A 25,945-nucleotide genomic window follows, 5' to 3' on the forward strand; every position below is an offset into this window, starting at 1 on the left:
ACCCTACACGAGGCAACTCATGCTTGGATATATTGTGTATTTTCAGGTAGTAAAAAAGCTGGCAGCAGATTCGCATATACAGACCAAAATCTGCACCGGCAGAATGGAGTTTTTATGGCAATCAGTTTATCTTTAGACCAAAAAGAAAAAGCAAAACACGGTGAACAGCTCTTTCCTCTGCAATGCTATGTCACAAACCTGTCTGCCACCTGTCCGGCAGTCACTGCGCACTGGCACGATGAGGCTGAGTTTACAATGATTACAAACGGAGGCTGTACCTATCAGATACAGCTTTGTCCCTATTCTGCAGATGTGGGAGATCTTATATTTGTACCACCTTTAGTCCTTCATTCTATCCACGCTGACACAGATCCGGTAATGACTTCCGAAACATATGTTTTTCATATGAATTATCTTGGCATGGGAAACGCGGATATCTGTGCAGTCAAATATCTCGCGCCGCTTGCAATGCAAAAATTAATTCCTCCTTATATCATAAAAAAAGAACATCCCATCTATGGAGACGCCCTGTCGATTTTTCAAAGGCTTAGTCAGCTTTATCATAGTAAATCCATTGGTTATGAACTGAAGATCAAGTCTCTCCTTTTAGAACTGATCGCTCTGCTGCTTCCTTTCTGTCAGGAAGATTCTGCATTTTCCCAGCTTTCCAATGAACACACCAGCAAACTGAAAGCCGTGTTAGAATTCATTGAACAGCATTATGCTGAGCCTTTATCAATCGCCGATCTCGCATCCATCTGCTGTTTCAGCGAATACCATTTCATGCGTTTTTTCAAAAAATATATGGGAGAATCTGCCATGGAGTATGTACGGAATATCCGACTGGAAAAAGCAGCAGAGCTATTCGAACAGGGTGCGGAATCCTCTCTTGAGGTCTCTCTCTCCTGTGGATTTAATAATTTATCCTATTTTCATCGGGAATTTAAAAAGAAATATGGAATGACACCAGGAACTTTCCAGCGGAAGATCAATATTTAGAGTCAAAAATAACCCTTATAAATGATGTCTGCATCATTCATAAGGGTTATCAATATGTTCAGGAACTTAGCACAATATCAAATTAAGCATTCATCTGAGCTGCAACTTCTGCTGCAAAATCTTCCTGTTTCTTCTCAAGACCTTCACCAGTCTCAAAACGAACAAATCTCTTAACTTTTACAGTACATCCAGCTGCTTTAGAAACCTCTTCAAGGTATTTAGCAACGGTCTGTTTTCCATCCTCAGCTTTTACGTATACCTGATCTACTAAGCATACTTCTTTTAACTCTTTGCTGATACGTCCTTCGATCATACCGTTGATAACTTTCTCCGGTTTCTGAGACTCTTTCGGATCGTTCATGATCTGAGCTAAAAGAATCTCTTTCTCATGTGCGATATAATCAGCACTTACTTCGTCTCTGGAAACGTATTTTGGATTTAAAGCTGCGATCTGCATTGCAATGTTAACCATAGCCTCTTTTACAGCATCATTAACAACATCAGTATCAGCGTCTACGATAACACCGATTCTTCCGCCGCCATGTACATAAGAAACTACGCAGCCATGCTCAGCAACAACTTTCTCAAATCTACGGATCTTTAAGTTCTCTCCGATTACAGCTACTTTCTCTACTAATGCATCGTTAACAGTCTTAGAAGCATCCTCGTTCCATGCCTCTGCCATAAATGCATCCATATCTTTTGCATCAGAGTTTACAGCCTGAGTTGCTACTGCTTTTACGAAATTCTGGAATGTCTCATTCTTAGCAACGAAATCAGTCTCAGAGTTAACTTCAACAACTGCTGCTGTTGTATCATCTTTTACAACAACGGTGCAAAGACCCTCTGCTGCGATTCTGCTTGCTTTCTTCTCAGCCTTAGCCTGTCCGTTCTTTCTTAAGAACTCAACAGCCTCGTCCATATTTCCGTTAGTCTCGTTTAATGCTTTTTTACAATCCATCATACCTGCGCCAGTCATCTCACGCAGTTCTTTTACCATAGCTGCTGTAATAGCCATTTTTCAATCCTCCAAAATTAATTTGTTCTTATGCTTCCTCTACTGCTTCGTCAGCTGCTGCAGACTCTGCTTCTTCTGCAGTCATCTCTGCACCCTGATTAGCCTCGATAACAGCATCTGCCATCTTAGATACGATTAATTTAACGGCTCTGATAGCATCATCATTACCCGGAATTACATAATCTAACTCTTCCGGATCACAGTTTGTATCAGCGATACCAATTAATTTGATTCCTAATGTATGAGCTTCCTGGATACAGATTCTTTCTTTCTTAGGATCTACAACGAAGATTGCATCCGGGATCTTTTTCATTTCCTTGATACCACCAAGGTTTTTCTCTAATTTCTCCCACTCTTTTTTCAGTGCGATAACTTCTTTCTTTGGTAATACTTCGAAAGTACCATCTGTTGCCATTGTCTCGATCTCTTTTAATCTTGCAATACGGCTCTGGATAGTTCTGAAGTTGGTCAGCATACCACCTAACCATCTCTCATTTACATAGAACATTCCGCAACGCTCTGCCTCAGTCTTGATTGCATCCTGAGCCTGCTTCTTTGTTCCTACGAAAAGAATTGTGCCACCTGCTGCTGCGATATCAGATACTGCTTTGTAAGCCTCATCTACTTTACCAACGGATTTCTGTAAATCAATGATATAGATTCCGTTTCTCTCTGTGTAGATGTATGGAGCCATTTTAGGGTTCCATCTTCTTGTCTGATGTCCAAAGTGAACACCTGCCTCTAATAACTGTTTCATTGAAATAACGCTCATGTTTCTACCTCCTGGTTTTTGTTGTTATAAAAAGCTGTGCGTCAGGCTTTTTATAAGTTGCTTCCATGTGTTTCATTCTTTCAGACGACCATCTGGCACCAGCCTGTCAGTCCACACATGTGTTTGTTTGGAATATTCTTTTTTATTCCGTCATAACCTTGCAAATTATAACATACGCCCCAACCAGAATCAAGTACTTTTTTCTGATTGGAGCGTATTTTTTATTTTATTCTATTTTATTGCTGCTGTTCCATCGGTCCGGCTTTTAAAATATTTGTAATTTCTTCATAAGATGCGTGATACGGAATCTGGTAGGTTCCAGCACTGATAAAGGAAGCATAACCAACTTCACTCAAATATTTGCGTAACCCTTCCGAATCATCGATCACACCATTGGCAGCAAGATTCTCACACATTGTTCTGCATACATCTCCACGGTTTACAACAAGCGTAAACGGTTCCTGCTGTGCTGGTTCTTCACTTTCTGCATTCTCTGTATCTTCTGACGGCGCATCCTGCTGTGTTTCTTCTGTTGCCTGCTCTTTTGGCACTTCTGTCTGCTGTTCTGTCTCCTGCTGTGCTTCTTCTGCTGCCACCTGCTGTTCATTTTTCTGCTGTGTTTCTTCCGGTTCTGTGGTTTCTGTCTCTGCAGCGACTACACTGTCCTGTTCCGGCATGATCATACCAAGCTGGGATGCCTTTTCAATGATCTGTGCATCTGTCATTTTAGGTTTCTGCATTGAAAAGCAGCTTACAAGAATAATTGTTGTGACAATGATACCTATACCAAGTCCTCTTAAATAATATTTTAGCTTCACGAATCTGTATCCCCTTTATAAAGTCCAAGTACAAGATTAACCTCTCCGAGTCCTACTCCTAGTGCTTTTGCAATCTCAACACTCTGCATTCCCTTTTTGCGCATTTCAAGAATCTTACCCGTGTGGTTTTCCTCTGTATCAGGATTTTCTTTCTTTTTTACGACTGGGATTTTCTGTTCTTTTGTTTCCACTTTTTCTTCTACGGACTCAGGCTTCGCCACAGGAACTGGCTCCGGTGCTTTTTTCTTTGACAACCCATCCTGTATACTCTTGACATTTGCTGCGATCTTCTGCAGATCAGTAGCAAGACCTGTCAGCTCTGCATGTTTGTCATTCAGCATATTATAAAGAAACATGATCTCATTATGGGTTTTATTCATGTTTTCCATGACTGTATCTGAATATTCACTGATGGCCATGATCTTTTCATTTGTTTCTTTTTCCAGTGCACGCTCCACTTGTTCCGAAGAAGCATCGATCTGTGTCTGAATTGCCTCCTCTACTTTACTGCTGGCATCTGACAGAGCACCGTCAATGATTCTGCCCAATTCGTCCTTACTTAACTCTGCAATCTTATTTAATTCGGATGGAGATAAGCGTTCCGTGATAAAAAAACTTCCAACCATAAAAACAACCCCCGTCAGAAGCAAAAAAAATACTATTCCCGTCATATCAACTATTACGCCTTTCGTTATATTTTGACATCAAAGCTGGTCCTGCGTTCCTTAACATGAACACTTCCTTCATCCTCTTCTGACTGACCATGCTTTTTTTTCTTTTTCCCACTACCGTTATAACTGTTATTTCCTTTTTCCCGGGCATCATATCGAAATTCCTGATTATCCTTCTGTTCCGGGTCCTGTACTTTGTGGGACAAATCAGATTCCTGTTTTTCCTGCCTTACCTCAATGTTATACTGATCTACGATCGGTCTGCTGTCCTCCGCATGCTTAATGTTGCCAATGTCCTGCGTTCGTTGTATCATTCCACTCAAATCAACTGGTCTTATCGACATAACATATCACCTCCGGACTCTTCTGTCAGTCAATCAGTATTCCCATATAGTTTCCCATCTTTTTACGCATTTTTAACAATGCCTTGGTATGAAGCTGCGAAACCCTCGATTCCGAGACTTCAAGGATGCTGCTTATTTCCTTTAACGTCAGATCCTCATAATAATATAATAAAATAACTTTTTTCTCTTTTTCTGTCAAAAGCTCCAGTGACTCCATCAGAACTTTTTTCAGTTCTTCTTCCTGAACAGACTCCTCGGGTTGGATGAAATGTGAATTATTTTTTGCATCCATCACAGGTTCTCCGCCCTGCTCCACAAATTCATTCAGTGAGATAACATTTGTGACATTTAACTGCGTCTGCCAGTCATTTAATTCTTCCTCACCGATTCCTAATTCTTTTGCTATTTCTTCATCCGAAGCATTTTGCCCTGTCTTAGTTTCGATCTGCTTGATCGCTTCCTCGATCTTCTTGCGTTTCTGCCGCACCGTCCGTGGAATCCAATCCATTTTTCTTATCTGATCCAATATGGATCCACGTATTCTTAAACTTGCATACGTCTCGAACTTTACATCTTTTCCACGATCAAATTTATCTATTGCGTCTATCAGTCCAAATATACCATAGCTAACCAGATCTTCATACTCTACGTTATATCCGAGATACATGCTAAGCCGTCCTGCCACAACCCGCACCAGTGGAGCATACTCGATAATAATTTTCTCCCGCAGCTCCGCGGAAGGATTTTTCCGATATTCCTCCCAGAGCTTTTCTTTTTCTACCGTTTTCATATGAAGCCCCCACGTTTCAGTTATTCGTCATCCTGTTCATCGCTTTCCTGCTCCGGTTCTGCCTGATCTTCTGACTCTGCCGGAGTTTCTTCACCATCCGTGGTTTCCTCTTCCATATCCTTAAAATTTTTATCAATCAACAGTTTTACAATCCCGCCAATAATATAAAACACAATTAAGACAACCAGCAGCATTTTTACAAATCTGCCGGTTTCCATATGTCCCGCCATTCCCGCAATACAGGCAACCAGTCCTGCCACAAGCATAACGATAGCTGGTATCGGCTTTGTTTTCATAATGCATCCATGCCTTTCTATCAGATAATCTTTAAAGGTTTGCCTACTGATTTGATATAAAACTCGCCTGTATCACAATGAAGTTCAACAGTACGACCATAATTAAGTCCTGTATCTTCTGCAACAAGCCTGATTCCAAGCTGCTTTAATTTTGCTTTTGCCGCCTCTGCATTTCGCGCACCAATATTACCAACATCTGACAAACCACTCACTTCAAACATTTTTGCACCGCCGGCAATTTTAGCGATCAATCTGCCCTTATTTGCTCCTGCCGCAATTACACGGCGTAATAATTCATCAATCCCTGTATCTGCAAACTTTGCGATATTGCTGTTATTTCTGACTTTTGTACTGTCCGGGAGCATATAATGAACCATTCCCCCAACTTTTGATACCGGATCATAAAATACCAGTCCAATGCACGAGCCCAATCCCAAAGTTGTAATAACATCAGGGGCTTTACATATATTCAAATCTGCCATGCCCACTTTTATTACTTCGCTCATATATCCTTCTCCTTACAGTGAGATTCCAAGTGACGTTAATATCTTTTCATAGGACCCCTGCTCTGGCATCAATATAAAATATCCATTGATTGCCACGTCCGCACAGATCTCAGTCTGAATCAACAGTGCATTATCACCAAACTGTCCAAACTCAATGGCCGGCACACTTAAGATAGAAGCTGCCATATCTACGGCAATATAAGGAACAGACGGAGAAATCACAAGATTCGTCATAGAAGAAAGGGCTGACAGATAAGAACCTGCAATAATATTTCCTATTTCTTTTAACGCAGATAATTCCATTTCATCAAATGGTTTATCTGCCGGCACATCTTCCATCATCAGTTTGTTAACAAGATAACGTGCCGATGGAATATCTACCAGAAACATCATACTACCTTCGATGTCATTCAGCACCTCTAAGAAAATGCCAACAATTGTTTCATCCTCCGCTCCGACAGCCGTTCCTAATTTTGAAACTTCCATCAGTTTTACGTTCGGGACATTCATGTCGATTTTCATGCCAAGCATATTTGCAATTGCGGTAGTTGCATTTCCTGCACCGATATTACCAATCTCTTTTAAGACATCGAGATACATATTATTTACGTCTTCCAACGTTAAATTTCCCATGAATTGCTGATTCTCCTCTCATTTTGCACATCAGATAAAGATCCGGTGGGATTTTATGTTTCATAAAACCCCACCTTTTCATTAATTATTTTCCTCTACAAGTGCATTGATCTCAAGCAGGGAAATCAGCTGATCTCCATGCTTTCCGATTCCATTGATAAATCTTCCTTTGTTAGAAACTTTATCAATTTCATCTTCACTTAAATTTACAACTTCTCTTACTTCATCTACGATGACACCTAAAGAAGCATTTTCCTCTAATTTTAAGATAATGATTCTGCTTGCATTTGTCAGCACATCATCTTCAAGTCCCATTTTTTTGCGTACACTCATAACCGGAACAACCTCACCACGAAGATTGATCACACCTTTAAAATATGTCTGTACTTTCGGAACTCTTGTAATTTTCTGCATGCGGACAATGTTATCAATATAGCTGATATCAATTCCATACTGTTCACTGCCCACCATGACAACGATATATTGTTTGGATTCTTTTTCCGTTGTTTCAAGATTATTATTTGCCATGCTAAGTACCCTCCATTACATTAACGTATTCACATCTAAGATCAATGCAACTTCGCCATCTCCGAGGATGGTTGCACCACTGATCAGCTTGTTATTGTCAATGTATTTTCCAAGTGACTTGATTACGATTTCCTGCTGTCCGATCAGGTTATCAACTACAAGACCCGCCATGCTGTCACCTTTCGTTACAATAACAACGGTCAGGCTTTCCGGTTCTTCCCTTGGCTCAAGATCAAGCACTTTATCGAGCCGTACTAATGGGATAACCTTGCCACGCAGATGAATTACTTCCTGTGCCTCCACATACTTGATATCCTTAACCGGAATATCCTCAATATTGGAGATGGAACCAAGTGCGATCGCATATTTTTCATCTCTTACCTCTACCATCAGAGCCTGGATAATTGCAAGAGTAAGCGGCAGACGTACTGTAAAAGTTGTACCCTCACCCATTGCTGTCTTAACTTCAACATCACCACCTAATGCTTCAATGTTGGATTTTACTACATCAAGTCCAACACCTCGTCCTGAGATATCGGTAATTTTTTTGGACATTGAGAAACTTGGAAGGAACAGGATATTGATAATATCTTTCTGGCTCATGCTCTCAGCCTGTTCTTCTGTAATAATGCCTCTCTCGATTGCTTTATCACGTACTGCAGCCACATCAATACCGGCACCGTCATCTCCGACCTGGATGATGACATTATTGCCTTCCTGGAATGCATTTAAGAAAATGCTTCCCACTTCCGGTTTACCGAGAGCAATACGTGTTTCGTTATCCTCAAGACCATGGTCAGCAGAGTTACGCAGTAAGTGCTGCAGAGGATCACCGATCTGGTCAACAACCGTACGGTCAAGCTCTGTATCCTCACCAGTCATGTAAAGCTCCATCTTTTTGTCCAGCTTTCTTGACAGGTCACGGATCATTCGAGGGAATTTATTTACAACGCTCTCGATTGGAACCATTCGAACTTTCATAACCGACTCATGAAGATTGGTTGTGATACGCTCAAGATATTCAATCTGCTCATGATAAGTCTGATTCTGGAAATCACCGGACTCTGTGGAGCCAATCGCAACAAGACTGTTCTTTGCAATAATAAGCTCTGATACCTGGTTCATTAATGCATCCAGTTTTTCAATATCAACACGTACCGTTCTGTTTGTAACTGGTTTTGCAACAGTCTGTTTTTTATTATTCTGTGCTGCCGGAGCCTTCGCCGGTGCTGCTTTTACTTCCGGAGCCGGTGCTGTCTCTGCCTGAACCGGTGTCTCATTCTTTGCTGCCTCTTCTGCTGCAGCCTTTTCTGCCTGTGCCTGTTTTTCTGCAAGCACGTCACATTTTACTTCTTCGCCGACTACTTTTTCAATTTCAGATACAGACTGTGCTGCCTGTAAAATTTTATCGAATGCTTCCTCGGATGCGATAAAGAAACTGAAATCATTTTCAAAATGCTCGTCCTCAATTTCCTGAGATGTCGGGTTGTATACAAGAATCTGTCCAAACTCTTCTACAGCCTTAAACACCAAAAACGCACGTGCTGCCTTTAAGAGACATTCTTTCTGAATATATACGGTCATTCCATAAATATGTAAACCATTATTCTCAGCCTCTTTTAACTTTGTACGGTCTGTCTCGTTCAGTTCAAATTCAAAATACTTCTTTTCACCATTCTTAGCTGCTTCATCTGTATTTTCTTCTTTTGGTGCCGGAGCAGCTTCTTCTGCTTTTTTCTCAGCATTCTCTTCACCGGCGATAAAATCATTCAATTCTTTGATGATCAGTTCATTATCTTCTGTTCCCTCGTCAGAACTTGCTTTTACATTATTCAGATAGCTTTCAATGGCATCTAAGCATTTAAAAAGAAGATCGATCATATTACTGTTAACTTTAACTTTATCACTTCTGACTTCCTGAAAAACATTTTCCATATCATGGGTCAGTCGCTGCATGCGCTTAAATCCCATGGTACCTGCCATACCCTTTAAGGAATGGGCTGCACGGAAAATTTCATTTATAGTATCCATATTTTCCGGTTCTTTTTCAAGTTCCATAATGCAGTCACTTAAAGTCTGCAGATGTTCTTCTGTTTCATCAATAAAAATCTCAAGATATTGGCTTACATCCATATTACTGTACCCCCACATTCTTTGTTATTGTTTGAGCAACCTGTGTAAGAGGAACCACTTCATTTACCAGTCCGGTTTCAGCAATCGACTTAGGCATTCCGTATACCACACAAGTCTCGGCATTCTGCGATATCACATATACCGGCTTACTCTTTGCTAAGGATTTTATTCCCTTGGTACCATCTGCTCCCATACCGGTCAGTACAACACACACTATCTGATCATATCCACAGGTTCGCAACGAATCATAAGTAATGTCTGCACACGGTTTTAATCCGCCGATAGGAGGCAATTCATCATTGAGTCTGATTTTATGGCTTCCGTCAGGACTTTTCTTTATTTCCATATGCTTTCCGCCGGGAGCAATATATATCGTTCCCTTTTTGAGGATATCTCCATCTTCCGCCTCTTTGACATGTATGTCACTGACTTCGTTAAGTCTGTCTGCCATGGATTTTGTAAATCCTGCAGGCATATGCTGCACTAAAACCATTGGTGCATCCAGATTTTTAGGAAGATATGGAATCACACTCTGAAGAGCTTTCGGACCTCCCGTCGAACATGCCAATGCAACTAATTTATTTCTGCTTCGAACCGGCTCTGTGTTTCTGCGCAAGACTACTTTTTCCGGTGTTGCAGCCGATTTGCTGCCCAAAGCCATCTTCTGTGTTTTTAAAACTGCATTCAGCACTCCAAGAAGCTTACCCTTAAATGCTTCACCTTTTGCCTCGATCACATTCGTCGGCTTCGGCACAAAATCAACTGCCCCCCGTTCCATGGCAAGCATGGTAACTTCGGCATCCTTTGTAGTCGTAGTACTGACCATGATGACCGTAGCACGGATTTTTTCTTTTTGAAGCTGCTCTAATAAAGCAAGTCCATCCATCCGCGGCATATTAACATCCAATACCACACCGTCATATCTTTTTGCTCTTAATTTTTCAAGTGCATCCAGACCGTCTCTGCAGGTATCGATTGCCTGAAATGTTTCATCCGAATTAATAATATCACAGATCACCCTTCTCATGAGTGCAGAGTCATCAACAACAAGAATATTTTTTTTCATTTTTTTATCCTCTCACTGCCATTTTGCTGACGCATTCTTCTCTCTTCTTCGAAGATGTAACGAATAATTTCTTCCCTTACACGATCATTCTTGATACTGAATTTTGCACGCGACATAAATCCATATTCCGCCGCTGATTCTATTTTACCTGATTCTATCACATTTGCAACAATATAATACTGATTATCCATTGTCTGGCTCTTCAGCCTTAATTCTGCCAATATCCACGTACCAGGTTTCTGCTCCTGTTCTGTTGTAAAACGGATTCCTCCGCCACTTAAATCCATGATTTTTCCTTTTCGTTCTTTCTCATAAAAGTGTTCATCACGGATTTCTGAAAAAATAGCCTCCACACTGTCAAGCATAGCCTGTTCAGCCGTCAGTTCATAATATTTAAAATCGAGCAGACACGGAAATCTGAAGTATTCTCTCCGTTGAAATTTTTCCGGCTGGGATTTCAATTCCATCTCAAGCATATATATATTGTCTTTTTTATATCGTTCTTTTACCTGACCAACGGCTCGATACAGTGACTCGCGTGAGAAAAACACGAGTTCATAGCGGACACCAAGCTGTAATAATACCAGTTTACCCGCCTCCATTGGCATTGCTATCTCCATATTCCCATTTGAACGGAAATCAAGTACTTTACTCTTATATGTTTTAACAGTGACATCCGTTTTTTCTGCCTGTTCAACTTCCTGAAGAACACGGATATCAATCTTATCGCCTATACGTATAATGTCTGAAACCTTCATATCCATTCCTCCTTAGTATTTCTGCCACCAGAAATCTGAAAACATTCTGGCAATTCCCAACCGTTTATCCGGTATTTTCTGTTCCTGTAAAATCAGATTCGCTGCCATAGTTTCAAATGCTCTTGCTGACTTTGCCATCGGTGCATTCAGTGAAACAGGTTTCTGCTGTCTTACCGAACGTTCCAGCATGTGATCCTGAGGAATCATCCCAAGATAATTCACAGAACCATCCAGAAACTGTTCTACTACAGAATTCAATTTTTCATATACCTGCTGTCCCTCTTCATTAGATACCACACGGTTTGATACGATCCGGATATCTGTCTGTTCGCGTGAAAATAAAGGGTTATGATATAATGCTTTAAGCAATGAATAGGAATCGGTCAAAGAACTCGGTTCAGGAGTTGTTACAACAAGAACTTCCGGACTCGCCATGACAAACTCCATAACCTGATTTGATATCCCCGCTCCTGTATCGATCAGGATCACATCTGCATACTGATCTAATTCAGATAAACCACGGATCAGATATCTGATCTGTTCGTCTGCCAGCTGGTTCATACATAAGACCCCTGCTCCACCTGAGATAAATCCAATCCCCATAGGACCTTCTGTTATGATTTCTGTCATACTCTTTCTCTGGAACAGAAAATCTCCCAGATTATAACGGGGAACTGCTCCAAACATAACCTCAACATTGGCAAGTCCAAAATCAGCATCAAAAATCAGTACTTTCTTTCCTAATTTACTAATCTGCACAGCAAGATTCACTGCAACATTCGATTTTCCAACTCCACCTTTTCCACTCGTCACGGTAATCACACGTGCATCCAGTTTCCGGCTCTGATTTTTTACTTTAATTACATTTCTGAGATTTTGAGCCTGATCCATATCATTATCTGCCTCCCAGAAGTTGTTTTACTATTTTTTGTGTATTAAATTCCTCTATATCATCCGGCACATTCTGTCCGTTTGTCATGTAGGAAAGCGGTGCTCCCGAATACATCTTGATGTTGTAAATATTACCATAAGCCTCAGTTTCATCCAATTTGGTAAATATCAGCTTGTAATCGGCAATCTCTTTATAACGGTCAGCAATTTCCAGAAGATCTTTATACTTAGTTGTCGCACTGACTACCAGATATACCTCTCTTTCATATGCTTCATCAAGTCCCGCAAGCATTTTTTTCATATCATTGCACTGCTCATCATTTTTGTGGGAAAAACCTGCCGTATCTACAAAAATGAGATCATATTCACTGACTCTTTCAATCGCGGCATTCATCTCCTCGGAAGAATAAATGATGCTCATCGGTGCATCTAAGATATTGGCATACACCCGAAGCTGCTCCGTAGCAGCAATACGATAAGTATCCGCTGTCAGGAACGCAATCTTCATCCCCATCTCAAGTTTATACTTAGAGGCAATCTTGGCAATCGTTGTTGTCTTTCCCACACCTGTCGGGCCAACAAAGAAAATAATTCTCGGTTTTTTACCGGTAACACAGATTGTATCCGGCTGTCCTAATTTTAAGATCATTTTCTGGTACACATTTGACAATATCACATCCACGCTGCTTCCACTGTGCATCACTTTCTCTGCTTCGTCTAAAATCTGGTTGACATACTTTTCGTTTACCTCATTTTCCAGCAGCGTTCTGTAAAGCATTTTTATGAACTGCAATCCCTCCGGGTTCACAACCTGATGTTCTTTTTCCTCTTCCTTTACTTCCTTCTGTCTGCTTTCCTCAACAGACAGCTGTTTTTCCAGTATATTAGAAAGATTTTCGAGTCTTTTCTCCAATCCATCTTTTGCATGCAGCTCTGATGCATGCAGCTCTGGTGCATGCAGTTCCGGTGCACTTGTAAGACGTCCTGACAGGATATCCTGTGTTCTGTCATTTGAGAACTCTTTTGGACTGATTTTCTCATCTGCTGCAAGATTTAATGTTTTAACTGTTTTTGCCGCCAGATCGGCAACCTGTCTTGGATCTACAAAATCATCTTTCTCTTCTTTTGCTGCTGTAACCTCAAACACGGAACTTTTCCAGGCCTTAAACATACCTGTCGGTTTGATCTCCTTAACATTCATCACAACCGCGCCTTCGCCAAGCTCCTGTTTTGCTTTTTCAATTGCTTCTTCTTTCGTTTTTCCCTGATACTTATTTATGGTCATTTCACTTGTCACCGTCCCTGCTGATTATCCCTACTGACTGTAATTCTACATTAGACTCAATTTCATTATATGAAACCACGATCAAGTCCTTAAAATAATCTTCCGTTAATTTTTTAAAGTACATTCGTACAATCGGAGATGTGATCACAATTGGAGTTTTACCCATGTTTTCAAGTTTTGTCACTTCATTCTGTACAGAATTCATAATTGCTTTTGTTGTCTCCGGATCAAGTGTGAGATATGCACCCTGCTCCGTCTGTTTTACGGAAGCCATAATTTCCTGCTCAACCTTCGGATCAAGTGTAATGACACTGGTTGTTTCATTTGCAGGGAAATACTTGCTGGAAATCGCTCTCTTTAAACTCTGACGTACATACTCCGTCAATACATCCGTATCTCTTGTTGTTGCTGCATGATCGGCAAGCGTTTCAAAAATTGTCAGAAGATCCCGGATTGAAATTCCCTCATCCAGCAGATTCTGTAATACCTTCTGAACCTCGCCAAGTCCAAGCATTTTAGGAATCAGCTCGTCCACTAATACCGGATTGCTCTCTTTCAGATTATTGACAAGATTCTGCACATCCTGTCTGGTAAGCAGCTCTGCAATATGTGACCGGATCACCTCCGTCAGATGTGTTGCAATGATCGATGGCGGATCAACAACTGTGTAACCAAGGCTCTCTGCACGTTCACGCTGACTTTCCGTGATCCAGATAGCAGGGAGATGAAATGAAGGTTCAAACGTAGGAATACCTGTGATCTCTTCCTCCACATATCCTGGATTCATTGCCATATAGTGATCAAAAAGGATTTCTCCCTCTGTTACCTGCACACCTTTGATCTTAATGATATACTGGTTCGGATTTAGCTGAATATTATCTCTCAAACGAATAATCGGTACGATAGTACCAAGTTCAAGAGCAATCTGCCGTCGTATCATAACAACACGATCCAACAGATCTCCTCCCTGGTTTACATCGGCTAATGGAATAATACCATATCCAAATTCAAGTTCAATCGGATCAACCTGAAGAAGCGACACAACATTCTCTGGTTTTCGTATCTCTTCCGCTTCCGTCTCCGCCGTATTGACTTCTTCCTCTATGCTCTCAATACCGATATTCTTATCTACCTGTCGTCCTGCAATAATAAAAGTTGCTCCAAATGCAAGAAACAGCAAAGTATTCAACGGAGTTGCGATTCCTAGTACCGCTAAGGTGGTACCTACAATATATAATACTTTTGGGATTCCAAATAACTGACTGACAAGAATATTGGAAAAGTCAGCTTCCTTAGATGCCTTCGTTACAAGAATACCGGTTGCAAGCGATATCAGAAGTGAAGGAATCTGTGAAGATAATCCATCACCGATCGTAAGCACACCATAATGTTCAATGGCTTCCTGAAAACTCATTCCACCTCGCAGTATACCCATGATAGTTCCACCTGCAAGGTTTACAAACGTGATGATAAGACCAGCAGCTGCATCTCCTTTTACATACTTGGTAGCACCATCCATGGAACCAAAGAATGCGGACTCTTCCTGAATCTTATTTCTTCGCTCTCTCGCCTGTTTTTCCGTAATCGCTCCGGTATTTAAATCAGCATCGATTGCCATCTGTTTACCAGGCATCGCATCAAGTGTAAATCTCGCTGTTACCTCAGCAACACGTTCAGAACCTTTATTAATGACAACAAACTGGATGATAACCAGAATGATAAATACGATGGCACCGACGATCAGGTCACCGCCACCAACAAATTGACCGAATGTCTGTACAACATTACCCGGGGCACCAGTGGTTAAGATCAGTCGTGTTGAAGATACATTCAGGGAAATTCGAAAAATTGTTGTAAACAAAAGTAATGTTGGAAAAAAAGACATATCCAGTACTTCTTTTACAAACAGTGTATTAAAAAGAACAATCAATGCGATTGAAATATTCAGTGCCAGCATAACATCGAGTAAAGTGGAACTGATTGGCACTATAAAAAAGATGACTGCAGCCAGTAGATACAGTGCAACACCTATGTCAGCTTTCTTCATGACCTATCCTCCCTGTTTCTCATATTATATACCATAGCAAGAATTTCCGCTACTGCCTGATACAATTCAGGCGGTATTTCTGAGCCAATATCTACATTTGCATATAACATTCTCGCCAGTGGTTTGTTTTCAACAATCTCAATGTGGTTTTCTTTTGCCTTCTCACGAATCTTTTTCGCAAGATAATCTTCTCCTTTTGCAATAACGATCGGAGCTCTTGACACCTCGGCATCATATTTGATTGCAACTGCAAGGTGTGTCGGGTTCGTGATGACCACATCTGCTTTTGGAACATCCTGCATCATACGTCTCTGGGAAGCCTCCCTCATACGCTGTCTCTGTCTTCCTTTGATTTCAGGATTTCCCTCTGTATTTTTATACTCATCCTTTAATTCCTGCTTGGTCATCTTCATATCTTCATTAAAACGATGTTTCTGATAAATAAAATCTACAATTCCGACCACCAGATAAACAAGGCTGATTTTAAAACCTGCATTAATTATAACATCACCGCACAATACAACTGCCTGATTTAACGGTATATCATATAAAATAAAAATATCATCTGCCTCACCCTTTATGGATGTATAGGCAACATATATGATCAAACCTATTTTTAATATAGATTTAAGCAGCTCAAACAACGAATCTTTTGAAAAAATACGTTTAAACCCATTAATCGGGTTAAATTTATCCCCCTTGGGTTTCAACGGTTTTGCCGTAACTTTCCATCCTACCTGAAGGATACTTACAAGGGCCGTCACCGCAACACCAAAAGCAAAAAAAGGTGCGACCATCTGAAACATTTCTATGTATACATTATGTAAAAAGGAAGTAATCTCCTTTGTAGAAGACTCCATTGCATTAACAGCCACGAAATCAGGCATCAGCTTATATACATAATGAAAAACTCCTAAGAAACCGTTGCCGATCCACGAAATAAAAATCTTTAATACAAGAAATAATACGATCAGGTCAAATGCAGCCGTAAGTTCCTTACTCTTTGCAACCTTACCATCCTCTCGCGCTTCTCTTAATTTTTTTTCCGTTGCCGGCTCTGTTTTTTCTCCTCCGGGTCCATCTTTTGCAAACCACTGAAGGTCATATGCAAATAGTAATCTGTCTTTCAGTTCCACCTTAGTACATTCCCTCTATAAATAAAACCATCATTTTTTTCATTTCGGTAAATATAAAACTGGCAATCCCCGGCAGCAATGAAACTGTCAGGAATAAAACTCCCAGACCAATCAGTATTTTCATCTGCATACCAACCGCAAACATGTTCATCTGTGGTGCAACCTTTGCAAGAATACCTAAGATACAATTTAAAATCATCATACAGGCAAATATCGGGAGAAAAATCCGGAATCCGATTACAAACATGTCCGTCATATACTGTGTCATGGAACCTGCAAGGGAATCCCAGTTAAAGATCTGACCATTGATCGGTATTACCGTAAAAGAATCCACCACCGCCTGTAAAATCACATGATGCATATTTGTTGCGATCAAAAGAAGAAGTATAAAATAATTGTACAGGTTTCCAGTGATCGTTACCTGCGTATTCATTGTCGGGTCAAATTCAGTCACCATGGATAATCCGATATCCATATCAATAATATTTCCCGCAAATAAAATAATGGAATTACAAATGTTTGCAGCAAATCCTATCAGCAACCCTGTAATTCCTTCTTTTAACACTATTATCGCATATCCAATCATACCTGTATACTCGATTGCTGTCTTATCAACAAAACCATAGACCAAAAGCGCAACAAAGAACGAAAAAGCTATCTTTGCCTGTGAAGGTGCATTCCTTGTCCCAAAAAAAGGAGCGATGTACACAAAACACGATATGCGAACCAATATTAATATCAGTATTTCAAAATTAGCCAATGAAAACGTATATTCTAACATAGAGCGTCCTAACCAAGATATATACTAAAATTCGACCATAACGTCGTCACAAATTCAGTCAGATTTGTCAGAATCCATGATCCAAAAATCATAATGCCAACAAATACTGCAATGATCTTAGGAACAAACGTCAATGTCTGCTCCTGAATAGATGTAACCGTCTGGAAAATACTGACAATCAAACCAACAACCAGTGAAATGATCAACATCGGAGCGGAACAGATTATAATCGTATAAATCGCTTCTTTTGCTATATCAAGTACCTGTCCTTCTGTCATTCCATTCTCACCTCTTTGCTATCTGTATACATATTAATCTGCGTCCATAAGAGAATATACGCATTTCAAACATTCTATCATCAATAAAATGTCTTTACTACGCTTCCTATTACAAGATTCCATCCATCTGCCAATATAAACAGCAATACCTTAAATGGCAGCGAAATTGTTGTCGGTGGAAGCATCATCATACCCATAGACATAAGCACAGATGCAACTACCATATCAATTACAATAAACGGGATATAAATTACAAATCCCATGATAAATGCCTGTCTCAGTTCCCCGATTATAAACGATGGAATCATAATCGTCATCGGGATCGCATCATATGCACTCTGTCCGGATTCTTCATACTCCTTTTCAAGTGCGGCACTGTCAATATCATAACTGTCACCAGCCATATCTATAAAAAGTTTGACATCTTTTCGCTGCACCTGTCCATACATAAACTGACGAATCGGCTGTTCTGCTTCTTTTAATGCTTCTTCCATCGTAATGTCTCCATTATCCAATGGCTGGATTGCATTTTCATTAATCTGCTGAAACGTCGGCCACATGATAAAAAATGTCAAAAACAATGCCAGACCTATCAAAATCTGGTTTGGCGGTGCCGTCTGTGTTCCTATTGCCGTTCTTAAAAAATGAAGTACGATTACAATTCTGGTATATGATGTAAGCATGATCAAAAGTGACGGCGATACTGCAATAATTGTCAGTAACAATAATGCACGTACTTCCGAAGAAACTCCTGCCTCATCATTATTTATCGAGATAGACAGACCACCTCTGCTGTCTGACCCACTGCCTGAGCCTGTGGCGGTATCCGCCGCCGCATTATCCAGTGTACTTATACTGTCCGTATCCATGGAGGCTGCATAAACAGTTGTCCTGTTTTGTGAGACAAACAGCATTGCCACGAATACTGCTATTGCAAATACTAATGACAGTATACAATATGTCTTTTTTAATTTTGTCATAATTCCATCAATCCTGCTTTTTTGGAAAATGATCCTTCAGTTTATGAAATATCTCCTGAAAGCTTTCCTGTGAATTTTTCATATCATCTGATGTACGGACTGATAGCTGATCTTCTGTAAGTTCTGCAATCTTCGTTACTTCATCCTTACCCACCGCGATAACAAAATATTGTTCTCCAGCTTTAACAAGCTGCAAAAATTTACCATTTGCAATCCGGATTGTTTCAAGAACCGTAAGATTTCCTTTGGACATTTGTGTTTTTTGAAAACCACCTACCCACTTTGTCGTAAAGTAGGTAATAATCAAAACAAACACAAATATGATCAGTACTCCTATCAGTTGCATCAGACTTCGAAAAGAAGCGCTTAATAAGATCATACTAACCCACTACTTTTTTTACTGCCTCAAGTACACGCTCTGCCTGGAATGGTTTAACAATAAAATCCTTTGCTCCTGACTGAATCGCTTCAATAACCATTGCCTGCTGTCCCATTGCAGAACACATGATAATATTTGCATTCGGATCGATCTCTTTGATTTTTTTAAGTGCCTGGATACCATCCATATCCGGCATAGTAATATCCATTAATACCAGATCCGGTTTTGCTTCAGGATATTTTTCCACTGCAATAGCACCATTTTCAGCCTCCGCTGCAATCTCATAACCATTCTTTGTAAGAATGTCCTTAATCATCATTCTCATAAATGCAGCATCATCACAAATCATAACCTTAGCCATAATTTTCTCTCCTATCTTTAACTCTTCTTTTTTGTTTTTTATTTTATAATTTCAGTAATTCGTATACCATAGCTTTCTTCTATTACTACTACCTCGCCTTTGGCTACGAATTTACCATTTACCAGAACATCAATCGGTTCTCCGGCAATCCTGTTTAATTCTATAATGGTTCCCGGTGTAAAATCAAGTATTTCTTTAATTGATTTGGAAGTTCTTCCAAGTTCTACCGTAACTTCAAGTGGTACATCCATAATCAAATCAATATTTTCCGGTTGAAAATTCCCCGGTACTGCTCCAGTAAATGCCTGGAATTGTGCCGGCTGTACATTTACCTGCTGTTGTCCATACATCTGCGACATCTCCTGACCCATCATTGGTTGTCCCATCATCGGCTGACCCATCATTGGCTGCCCCATCATCGGCTGTCCCATCATTGGCTGCTGTGCTGCCATCTGAGGTTGTGGCTGCGGTGCTGGTGTCGGCTGAGCTGCCGGTGTACTCTGGGTGTTCTCTTTTTCACTCATTCCTGCAGTGGAATTACTGTCTTCTTCCATATTGCTTGTTACATTTGCACACATTTCTTTTGCAAAAGAAACAGGATATAACTGCATGATCTCACTATCAACAAGATCACCAATCTCTAACCGGAATGAAATTTTTACAAATTCACCTGCAAGGAACTCATCAATCTGACTCTCATCAATTGTCTGTTGCAAATCTATCAGATCTGCACTTGGCGGGCTGATATCAATTACCTTGTTCAGCATGGAAGACAATGATGTTGCTGCCGAGCCCATCATCTGGTTCATTGCCTCGCTGATTGCACTCAGGTGAAGTTCTCCAAGTTCTCCATCTGTATTTGTTCCATCACCGCCCATCATCAGATCCGTGATAACTTTTACATCATGTTCCTTTAACACAAGGATATTGCTTCCATCTAATCCCACGGTATACGCAATTCGTATAAATACACATGGCTTTTCATATGCGTCACATATATCACTCCAGTTTGCAAACGCAACCACTGGGGTGGAAATCTCAACCTTACGGTTTACCAGTGAAAACAGTGTAGTTGCCGCTGTTCCCATACTGATATTCGAGATCTCACCGATCGCATCTTTTTCCTGTTCTGTCAATGTATTTTCCGGATTTTCATCTGTACCTGAAGGATTGTTCAGTAAAGCATTGATTTCTTCCTGTGACATCGTTCCATCCATCTTACTGCTCCTCCCTAATCACTGATGTAATTCTTACTGCATAGTCATCACCGGTTTCTCCCGGCAGAGCAGTAAATTTTTTTATACTTCCAACAAAGACACTCAGTTCCTGATCAACCTTCGTATCCAGCCGGATAATATCTCCTACCTGCAGTCCCAAAAAATCATTTACTGAAATGGAACTGTTACCAAGTACAGCTTTGATCGGCATTGGTGCTTTTGAAATAAGTGCCTCGATCGTTTCTGTATACTGTTGTTCATCCTTTTCCTGCAGACTCGAATACCAGTATTTGGTATTCAGTTTGTCCATAATACTCTCTAAAGTCAGATATGGAAGGCATACATTCAGTAATCCCTCCACATCGCCAATCTTAACATTGAGCGTTACCAGAGCTATCATCTCCGTCGGCGATATAATCTGTGCGAACTGCGAATTCGTCTCAATACGCTCTAACCGGGGTTCTAACTCACATACATTCTCCCACGGCTCCACTAAAAGATCTACTGCCACATTAAATATCCGCTCAATGATCAGCAATTCTATCTCCGAGAAATCCCTCGGTTTATCCAGAGGCACTCCCTTTCCACCTAACATTCTGTCTACTACAACATATCCAAGATTTTGTGCCATCTCAATGACAATGCTTCCATTCAATGGAGATGCATTTACAATTCCAAGTAATACAGGATTCGATAACGCATTTGAAAATTCTGAATATGTAACTGCTTCTGAGTTCATCACCTCAACCTGAACATTTTTCCGTAAATAAACAGGAAGATTGGTTGACAAGAGTCTTCCGTAATGTTCAAAGATAATCTCCAGCGTTCGCAGATGTTCCTTTGAAAACTTTGCAGGACGGGCAAAATCATAATTTTTGACCTGTTTTTTATCTTCATCTTTCATTTCATCTACATCAAGTTCACCACTGCTTAACGCTTTGAGCAAACTATCTATCTCATTTTGAGATAAGACTTCACCCATTCTTTCTCACCACCTAACACAATATTTGGGTCTATTCCGTCTGAACGCTTGAGAAGTTTACACCAACGATGAAGTCTGAACCTCCAAACATATCCTGCATTGATTTTAATATATCATCTTTTACATTCTGATAGCCGTCTGTATTAAATTCATCTAACGTATATCCATTTACAATCGTATTGATCTCACTCTGAATGATCGTTTCTTTTGCAGCAAGTCCTTCTGATCCACCATAAGTCTTATATCCATCACTCTTGGTATTCAAAGACAGGCTGACCGAAAACACCGCATAATGCTGTTTGCCATCTCCACCCTGTTTTAAGTTTACAGTAAATCCATCTGTAATCGCATAAGTCTCAATGTCTTCAATCGGCACTTCCGGTGTTGCAGGTGTATTTTCACCGCTCTGAAGTTCCAGATTAATCGCAGAACATACCTGATCGATCAGCTGATTTGATTTCTTTGTCTGCGGAATAATCGTGAACACAAGAATTGCAGTTAAAATAAGGTTTGCCAAAACCAGTGCCAGAATAATTACTGTTATCAGATTCTTTTTCATAATGCTACCTTCCTGTTCAATTAAAGTCTGAACTATAAGAATTATATATTTTTATAATAACGCGGCGGTTTCTTGCTCTTCCCTCCTGCGTTGTATTATCTGCAACAGGTACATACTCACCTCTTCCAGATGCTTTCAAGTGTGCGGGTTTCACTGTTGTAATATCTCTCAAGTAATCTGTAACCGCCCGTGCCCTGTAAAACGAAAGCACGTCATTGTCTTCATATTTTGCAGAATGGATCGGCACGTTGTCCGTGTGTCCTTCTACTTCTATGATATTATCCTGATAAGGTTCGATCAGTTTGCCCAGCTTATCAATCAGCGGATATGCTTCTGACCGGATTTCTGCATGCCCGGAGTCAAATAAAAGAGCTCCATTCATATTGAGCATGACATACTGTGCATTAAAATCAACTTCTACCTGATCCTGAATTCCATACCTTGCAATGGCATCCTCTAATTGTTCAGACATCTTTTCTGATTCTTCCAGTGCCTGTTCTTTATATTCTTCCACTACATCATTCTCTTCGTCTGTCTCCTGATCCGATTCAGAGTTCGCTTTGTCTTTATAATAGGAATCTAACATTTCAAGCTGGCTCACACCAGATGATATCAGAGTTCCATCTCCAATAGAAGATCCTCCATTGGGAAGAATACTAAATGTATTCTGAAAGGAAGCCACCATTTTTTCAAACTTTTCTGCATCTACTGTTGACATAGAAAATAACAATACAAAGAAGCACAACAACAGGTTCATCAGATCTGCAAATGTATTCATCCATGCTGGTGATCCTTTTGGTTCATCAGGCTTTCTTTTCACTATTCTTCACCTCCAGCCTCGCTTTCCTGCGCTGTATTACGCGCCGAAGGTGCAAGGAATGATTTCAGTTTTTCTTCTATAACACGCGGATTCTCTCCTGCCTGGATCGACAGAATACCTTCCACGGAAATTTCCTTCATCATCATTTCATTATCATTATTCAGTTTTAACTTACCTGCAATCGGGTTACATAACCAGTTTGCAAGTAATGAACCATACAATGTTGTAACAAGCGCTGTTGCCATCGCCGGTCCGATTGTGGATGCATCTTCCATGTTCTGCAACATGAGGATCAATCCGATCAGGGTACCGATCATACCCCAGGCAGGACCTAATTCAGCCCATTTTTCCCAGACAGCAATTTTAGCTTTATGTCTGCTCTCGACACAGGCTAAGTCTGTCTCCATGATTCCTCTTACCAGTTCCGGATCCGTACCATCTACAACAAGCATAATGCCCTTTTTCAGGAAATCATCTTCAATTCCATTTGCGGCTTCTTCCAATGCCAGAAGTCCTTCTTTTCTCGCTGTATTCGACAGTGAAATGATCTGATTGATGACAACTGCCGGATCCTGAACCTCATCCTTAAAAATCAACTTTATTGATTTTATACCATTGATAAAATCCGCCAATTTAAAAGATGCAAGCGTACCTGCTATGGAACCTCCTATTGTAATAATGAATGATGCCATATCCCACATGGAGTGTAAACTTGCAACACCTCCGTTGGAAAGTACACCAAACACAAACATTACAACGCCTAATAACATACCTACTATTGATGCTATATCCACTTTTTCCACCTACCATCCTTGATTTTTCATATTGTAAAATCCCATCCGTGGGACTTATTCTTCTCTTAAAAGGCCATTTGTAAAAATATCCCTTTTGTATGATTTTACTAAATTTTTGACCTCTTGTCTACTTTCTTTTACAATAAACTTTCTACCTGTTGTAAGAGAAATAACTGTATCCGGAGTTTCCTCCACCGTTTCAATCAGATCCGAATTGATTAATACTGTTGTTCCATTCAGCCGTGTCACTTCGATCATATCGTAATCATTCCTCCATTGCCAGTCAACAGATTTTCATTGTGACCGGCCTGTTTTGAAACCGGCCACAATGTTCAGTATAACATATGTAACTGCCTGTGTAAAACCTGTTTCGACATTTTAGAACGGGTTTTACATAAATATTATTTTTTTCTTACATTACATTAACGTTTCAGGTTAACCAGTTCCTCTAACAGTGTATCGGATGTTGTGATGATACGGGAGTTTGCCTGGAAACCACGCTGTGTGATGATCATCTGTGTGAATTCTGTTGAAAGGTCAACGTTTGACATCTCAAGTTCTCCGGATGTCATAGAACTTCCGTCCGCAGAGATTTCAACACCGATTCCATCAAATTCACCTGAGTTTAAGGTCGTACGGTAGCAATTCTCTCCAACCTTTTCAAGACCGGATGCATTTGCGAACTGTGCTACTGCGATCTGTCCGAGGGTTTCTGTATTACCATTATCATAAGTACCTGTGATAAGACCATTGTTGTCGATGGAAATACCGATCATGGCACCTAATTTCTTTCCTTTTCCTGTCACACCATCATCTATAGATCCTGTAGACATAACCGCTGTGGATTTACCACCGTTGTTTGCATCTTTCAGTCCCGAAAAATCAATGGTAATATCATCAAACTGGGTCGGATTGTTTCCAAGTTTACTCATATTAAGTGTAACTGTGTTTGTCTTATTGTTTGACGTTCTTGCACCGACTCCTGTAAATGTACCATCTTTTGTACTGAAGTCGATTGCATAATCCGTTACATCTCCGGTGATCGTCAGTGTTCCATTTTTGACTGTAGCATTTGCCTTATTACCTGTAATCTTGGCAACCATTGCATTCGAAATTCCATATACCTGTTTCAGGCTGTGTGTAGTTGCTGGAGTTTGTCTATCCGTAAAAGAATTTGTTGCCGGATCCCAAGAGATTTCTGTACCGTTTGCATCACTTCCTACATAGAATTTATCGTTAGCAGAATCATAGTAATAACCACTCTGAACCTGGCTGTATGTTCCAAGTGTAGCATTCGTTGTTTTTGCTCCAAATATATCACTCAGATCAACATTGCTGGTTTCCGGATCATAGAACGTTGTTCCGTCACTGTTTAAGATTTTTTCCAGTTCCACCGTATATTTTCCATCTGTTCCGGTAGATTTCATTGCAAAACGCGCTGTATAGGAATAACCGAGATTATCAAAAAATGTCAGTGTTTTGACAAGTCCGTTGTCTGACAATACATCCTTATCATTTTTATCAATAATACCGGAAACATTTGCCTGTGTGGTTGCCTCCGGAGCAGATGTCAGGTTGGATGTCTGCATGACACGAAGTGCAGATACGGTATCCTTCTTGATATTTCCTGTTGTCGGATCTACCTGCCATCCCATAACTGTATAACCGGTGGATGTCATACATAAGTTACCGGCACCATCTACATAGAAAGAACCGGCTCTGGTAAACAGGTTCTCAGAACCGTTGTTAACTACAAAAAAGTTTGTCGTAGACTGGTCTGATAAACGGATATCGAATGCACGTCCGGTTGTTTCAGCCGCACCGGAAGTTGTGATGCTTAAGTTTGTTGCACCGGTCGTAACACCAAGACCGATCTGTTTTGCATTCACACCACCGGTACCTGTTGCTGCGTTCGCACCGGATGCATTACTTGTCATCTGATATAAAACATCCTGAAATACAACTGAGGATGATTTAAAAGCTACTGTGTTTACGTTGGCGATATTGTTACCAATAACGTCCATTTTTGTCTGATGTGTCTTAAGACCTGACACAGCAGAGTACATTGATCTCATCATAGTTGAAATTGACCTCCTAAGTTCT

30 protein-coding genes are annotated in these 25,945 nt (G+C 40.4%); 1 reads left to right on the forward strand and 29 read right to left on the reverse strand.

Going from position 1 to position 25,945, the window contains the following annotated elements; translation table 11 throughout:
* Positions 1-114 precede the first annotated feature (114 nt).
* Positions 115-999 carry an AraC family transcriptional regulator gene (locus DW650_RS01780; protein WP_118208923.1) on the forward strand — a complete coding sequence of 295 codons (885 nt, stop codon included), beginning with the start codon at positions 115-117 and terminating at the stop codon, positions 997-999.
* An 82-nt stretch (positions 1,000-1,081) separates the two neighbouring features.
* Here DW650_RS01780 and tsf read toward each other — a convergent pair whose 3' ends face one another.
* The 29 genes from tsf to DW650_RS01925 form a co-directional block, all read right to left on the reverse strand.
* Complete coding sequence (tsf, locus tag DW650_RS01785) at positions 1,082-2,017, reverse strand: translation elongation factor Ts (protein ID WP_117921823.1); 936 nt, start codon at positions 2,015-2,017, stop codon at positions 1,082-1,084.
* Positions 2,018-2,045: 28 nt separating this feature from the next.
* A complete protein-coding gene (gene rpsB, locus DW650_RS01790; protein WP_022112309.1) occupies positions 2,046-2,789 on the reverse strand; it encodes a 30S ribosomal protein S2 in 744 nt (247 codons plus the stop codon).
* A 236-nt stretch (positions 2,790-3,025) separates the two neighbouring features.
* Positions 3,026-3,607 carry a hypothetical protein gene (locus DW650_RS01795; RefSeq protein ID WP_118208924.1) on the reverse strand — a complete coding sequence of 194 codons (582 nt, stop codon included), beginning with the start codon at positions 3,605-3,607 and terminating at the stop codon, positions 3,026-3,028.
* On the reverse strand, positions 3,604-4,233 hold the full coding sequence (locus DW650_RS01800) for a DUF6115 domain-containing protein (RefSeq protein ID WP_243102834.1): 630 nt from the start codon (positions 4,231-4,233) through the stop codon (positions 3,604-3,606). The genes DW650_RS01795 and DW650_RS01800 overlap by 4 nt, the downstream gene beginning before the upstream one ends.
* Positions 4,234-4,298: 65 nt before the next feature.
* A complete protein-coding gene (locus DW650_RS01805; RefSeq protein WP_117921817.1) occupies positions 4,299-4,622 on the reverse strand; it encodes a hypothetical protein in 324 nt (107 codons plus the stop codon).
* A 25-nt stretch (positions 4,623-4,647) separates the two neighbouring features.
* Complete coding sequence (locus DW650_RS01810) at positions 4,648-5,412, reverse strand: FliA/WhiG family RNA polymerase sigma factor (RefSeq protein WP_117921815.1); 765 nt, start codon at positions 5,410-5,412, stop codon at positions 4,648-4,650.
* Positions 5,413-5,432: 20 nt separating this feature from the next.
* Entirely contained in the window at positions 5,433-5,708 is a 276-nt protein-coding gene (locus DW650_RS01815) for a hypothetical protein (RefSeq protein ID WP_117921813.1), read from the reverse strand.
* A 20-nt stretch (positions 5,709-5,728) separates the two neighbouring features.
* Positions 5,729-6,214, reverse strand: coding sequence for a chemotaxis protein CheD (locus DW650_RS01820; RefSeq protein ID WP_117921811.1), 486 nt, complete (start codon positions 6,212-6,214; stop codon positions 5,729-5,731).
* Between the two features lie 12 nt (positions 6,215-6,226).
* Positions 6,227-6,847: a chemotaxis protein CheC gene (locus tag DW650_RS01825; protein ID WP_117921809.1), complete on the reverse strand. Its 621-nt coding sequence runs from the start codon at positions 6,845-6,847 to the stop codon at positions 6,227-6,229.
* A gap of 81 nt (positions 6,848-6,928) precedes the next feature.
* Positions 6,929-7,375 (reverse strand): chemotaxis protein CheW, encoded by a 447-nt coding sequence (locus DW650_RS01830; RefSeq protein ID WP_006857472.1) that lies wholly within the window; start codon positions 7,373-7,375, stop codon positions 6,929-6,931.
* Positions 7,376-7,390: 15 nt separating this feature from the next.
* Entirely contained in the window at positions 7,391-9,508 is a 2,118-nt protein-coding gene (locus DW650_RS01835; RefSeq protein WP_117921807.1) for a chemotaxis protein CheA, read from the reverse strand.
* Position 9,509: 1 nt separating this feature from the next.
* Positions 9,510-10,574, reverse strand: coding sequence for a protein-glutamate methylesterase/protein-glutamine glutaminase (locus DW650_RS01840; protein ID WP_118208926.1), 1,065 nt, complete (start codon positions 10,572-10,574; stop codon positions 9,510-9,512).
* Positions 10,571-11,332, reverse strand: a complete 762-nt coding sequence (locus DW650_RS01845; RefSeq protein WP_243094197.1) for a flagellar brake protein — start codon at positions 11,330-11,332, stop codon at positions 10,571-10,573. Before DW650_RS01845 ends, DW650_RS01840 begins: the two co-directional genes overlap by 4 nt.
* A 12-nt stretch (positions 11,333-11,344) precedes the next feature.
* Complete coding sequence (locus DW650_RS01850) at positions 11,345-12,223, reverse strand: MinD/ParA family protein (protein WP_117921801.1); 879 nt, start codon at positions 12,221-12,223, stop codon at positions 11,345-11,347.
* 4 nt (positions 12,224-12,227) lie between these two features.
* Positions 12,228-13,508 carry a flagellar biosynthesis protein FlhF gene (gene flhF, locus DW650_RS01855; protein ID WP_118208928.1) on the reverse strand — a complete coding sequence of 427 codons (1,281 nt, stop codon included), beginning with the start codon at positions 13,506-13,508 and terminating at the stop codon, positions 12,228-12,230.
* Between the two features lies 1 nt (position 13,509).
* Positions 13,510-15,555 (reverse strand): flagellar biosynthesis protein FlhA, encoded by a 2,046-nt coding sequence (gene flhA, locus DW650_RS01860; RefSeq protein ID WP_118208929.1) that lies wholly within the window; start codon positions 15,553-15,555, stop codon positions 13,510-13,512.
* Positions 15,552-16,691, reverse strand: a complete 1,140-nt coding sequence (gene flhB, locus DW650_RS01865) for a flagellar biosynthesis protein FlhB (RefSeq protein WP_118208930.1) — start codon at positions 16,689-16,691, stop codon at positions 15,552-15,554. The genes flhA and flhB overlap by 4 nt, the downstream gene beginning before the upstream one ends.
* 1 nt (position 16,692) lies before the next feature.
* Positions 16,693-17,472, reverse strand: a complete 780-nt coding sequence (fliR, locus tag DW650_RS01870; RefSeq protein WP_118208931.1) for a flagellar biosynthetic protein FliR — start codon at positions 17,470-17,472, stop codon at positions 16,693-16,695.
* An 8-nt stretch (positions 17,473-17,480) separates the two neighbouring features.
* Positions 17,481-17,750 (reverse strand): flagellar biosynthesis protein FliQ, encoded by a 270-nt coding sequence (fliQ, locus tag DW650_RS01875; RefSeq protein WP_117921794.1) that lies wholly within the window; start codon positions 17,748-17,750, stop codon positions 17,481-17,483.
* Positions 17,751-17,830: 80 nt separating this feature from the next.
* Complete coding sequence (fliP, locus tag DW650_RS01880) at positions 17,831-18,730, reverse strand: flagellar type III secretion system pore protein FliP (RefSeq protein ID WP_118208932.1); 900 nt, start codon at positions 18,728-18,730, stop codon at positions 17,831-17,833.
* Positions 18,731-18,737: 7 nt separating this feature from the next.
* Positions 18,738-19,109 (reverse strand): flagellar biosynthetic protein FliO, encoded by a 372-nt coding sequence (locus tag DW650_RS01885; RefSeq protein ID WP_243094198.1) that lies wholly within the window; start codon positions 19,107-19,109, stop codon positions 18,738-18,740.
* 1 nt (position 19,110) lies between these two features.
* Positions 19,111-19,470 carry a response regulator gene (locus DW650_RS01890; protein ID WP_117921790.1) on the reverse strand — a complete coding sequence of 120 codons (360 nt, stop codon included), beginning with the start codon at positions 19,468-19,470 and terminating at the stop codon, positions 19,111-19,113.
* A 38-nt stretch (positions 19,471-19,508) separates the two neighbouring features.
* Positions 19,509-20,687, reverse strand: coding sequence for a flagellar motor switch phosphatase FliY (gene fliY, locus DW650_RS01895; protein ID WP_117921788.1), 1,179 nt, complete (start codon positions 20,685-20,687; stop codon positions 19,509-19,511).
* A gap of 1 nt (position 20,688) precedes the next feature.
* Positions 20,689-21,669 (reverse strand): flagellar motor switch protein FliM, encoded by a 981-nt coding sequence (gene fliM, locus DW650_RS01900; RefSeq protein ID WP_006857484.1) that lies wholly within the window; start codon positions 21,667-21,669, stop codon positions 20,689-20,691.
* Between the two features lie 31 nt (positions 21,670-21,700).
* Positions 21,701-22,228, reverse strand: a complete 528-nt coding sequence (locus DW650_RS01905) for a flagellar basal body-associated FliL family protein (RefSeq protein ID WP_118208933.1) — start codon at positions 22,226-22,228, stop codon at positions 21,701-21,703.
* A 16-nt stretch (positions 22,229-22,244) separates the two neighbouring features.
* Complete coding sequence (locus DW650_RS01910) at positions 22,245-23,048, reverse strand: OmpA/MotB family protein (RefSeq protein ID WP_118208934.1); 804 nt, start codon at positions 23,046-23,048, stop codon at positions 22,245-22,247.
* On the reverse strand, positions 23,048-23,842 hold the full coding sequence (locus DW650_RS01915; protein ID WP_278336450.1) for a motility protein A: 795 nt from the start codon (positions 23,840-23,842) through the stop codon (positions 23,048-23,050). Before DW650_RS01915 ends, DW650_RS01910 begins: the two co-directional genes overlap by 1 nt.
* A 54-nt stretch (positions 23,843-23,896) precedes the next feature.
* Positions 23,897-24,100, reverse strand: a complete 204-nt coding sequence (locus tag DW650_RS01920) for a flagellar FlbD family protein (RefSeq protein WP_118208935.1) — start codon at positions 24,098-24,100, stop codon at positions 23,897-23,899.
* A 164-nt stretch (positions 24,101-24,264) separates the two neighbouring features.
* The gene (locus DW650_RS01925; RefSeq protein WP_118208936.1) at positions 24,265-25,920 is read right to left on the reverse strand and encodes a flagellar hook protein FlgE; all 1,656 of its coding nucleotides are present in this window, start codon (positions 25,918-25,920) and stop codon (positions 24,265-24,267) included.
* Positions 25,921-25,945 lie beyond the last annotated feature (25 nt).

Origin of the sequence: Roseburia sp. AM23-20, from assembly GCF_003470905.1 — a bacterium.
GTDB classification, from domain to species: Bacteria; Bacillota; Clostridia; order Lachnospirales; family Lachnospiraceae; genus Roseburia; species Roseburia rectibacter.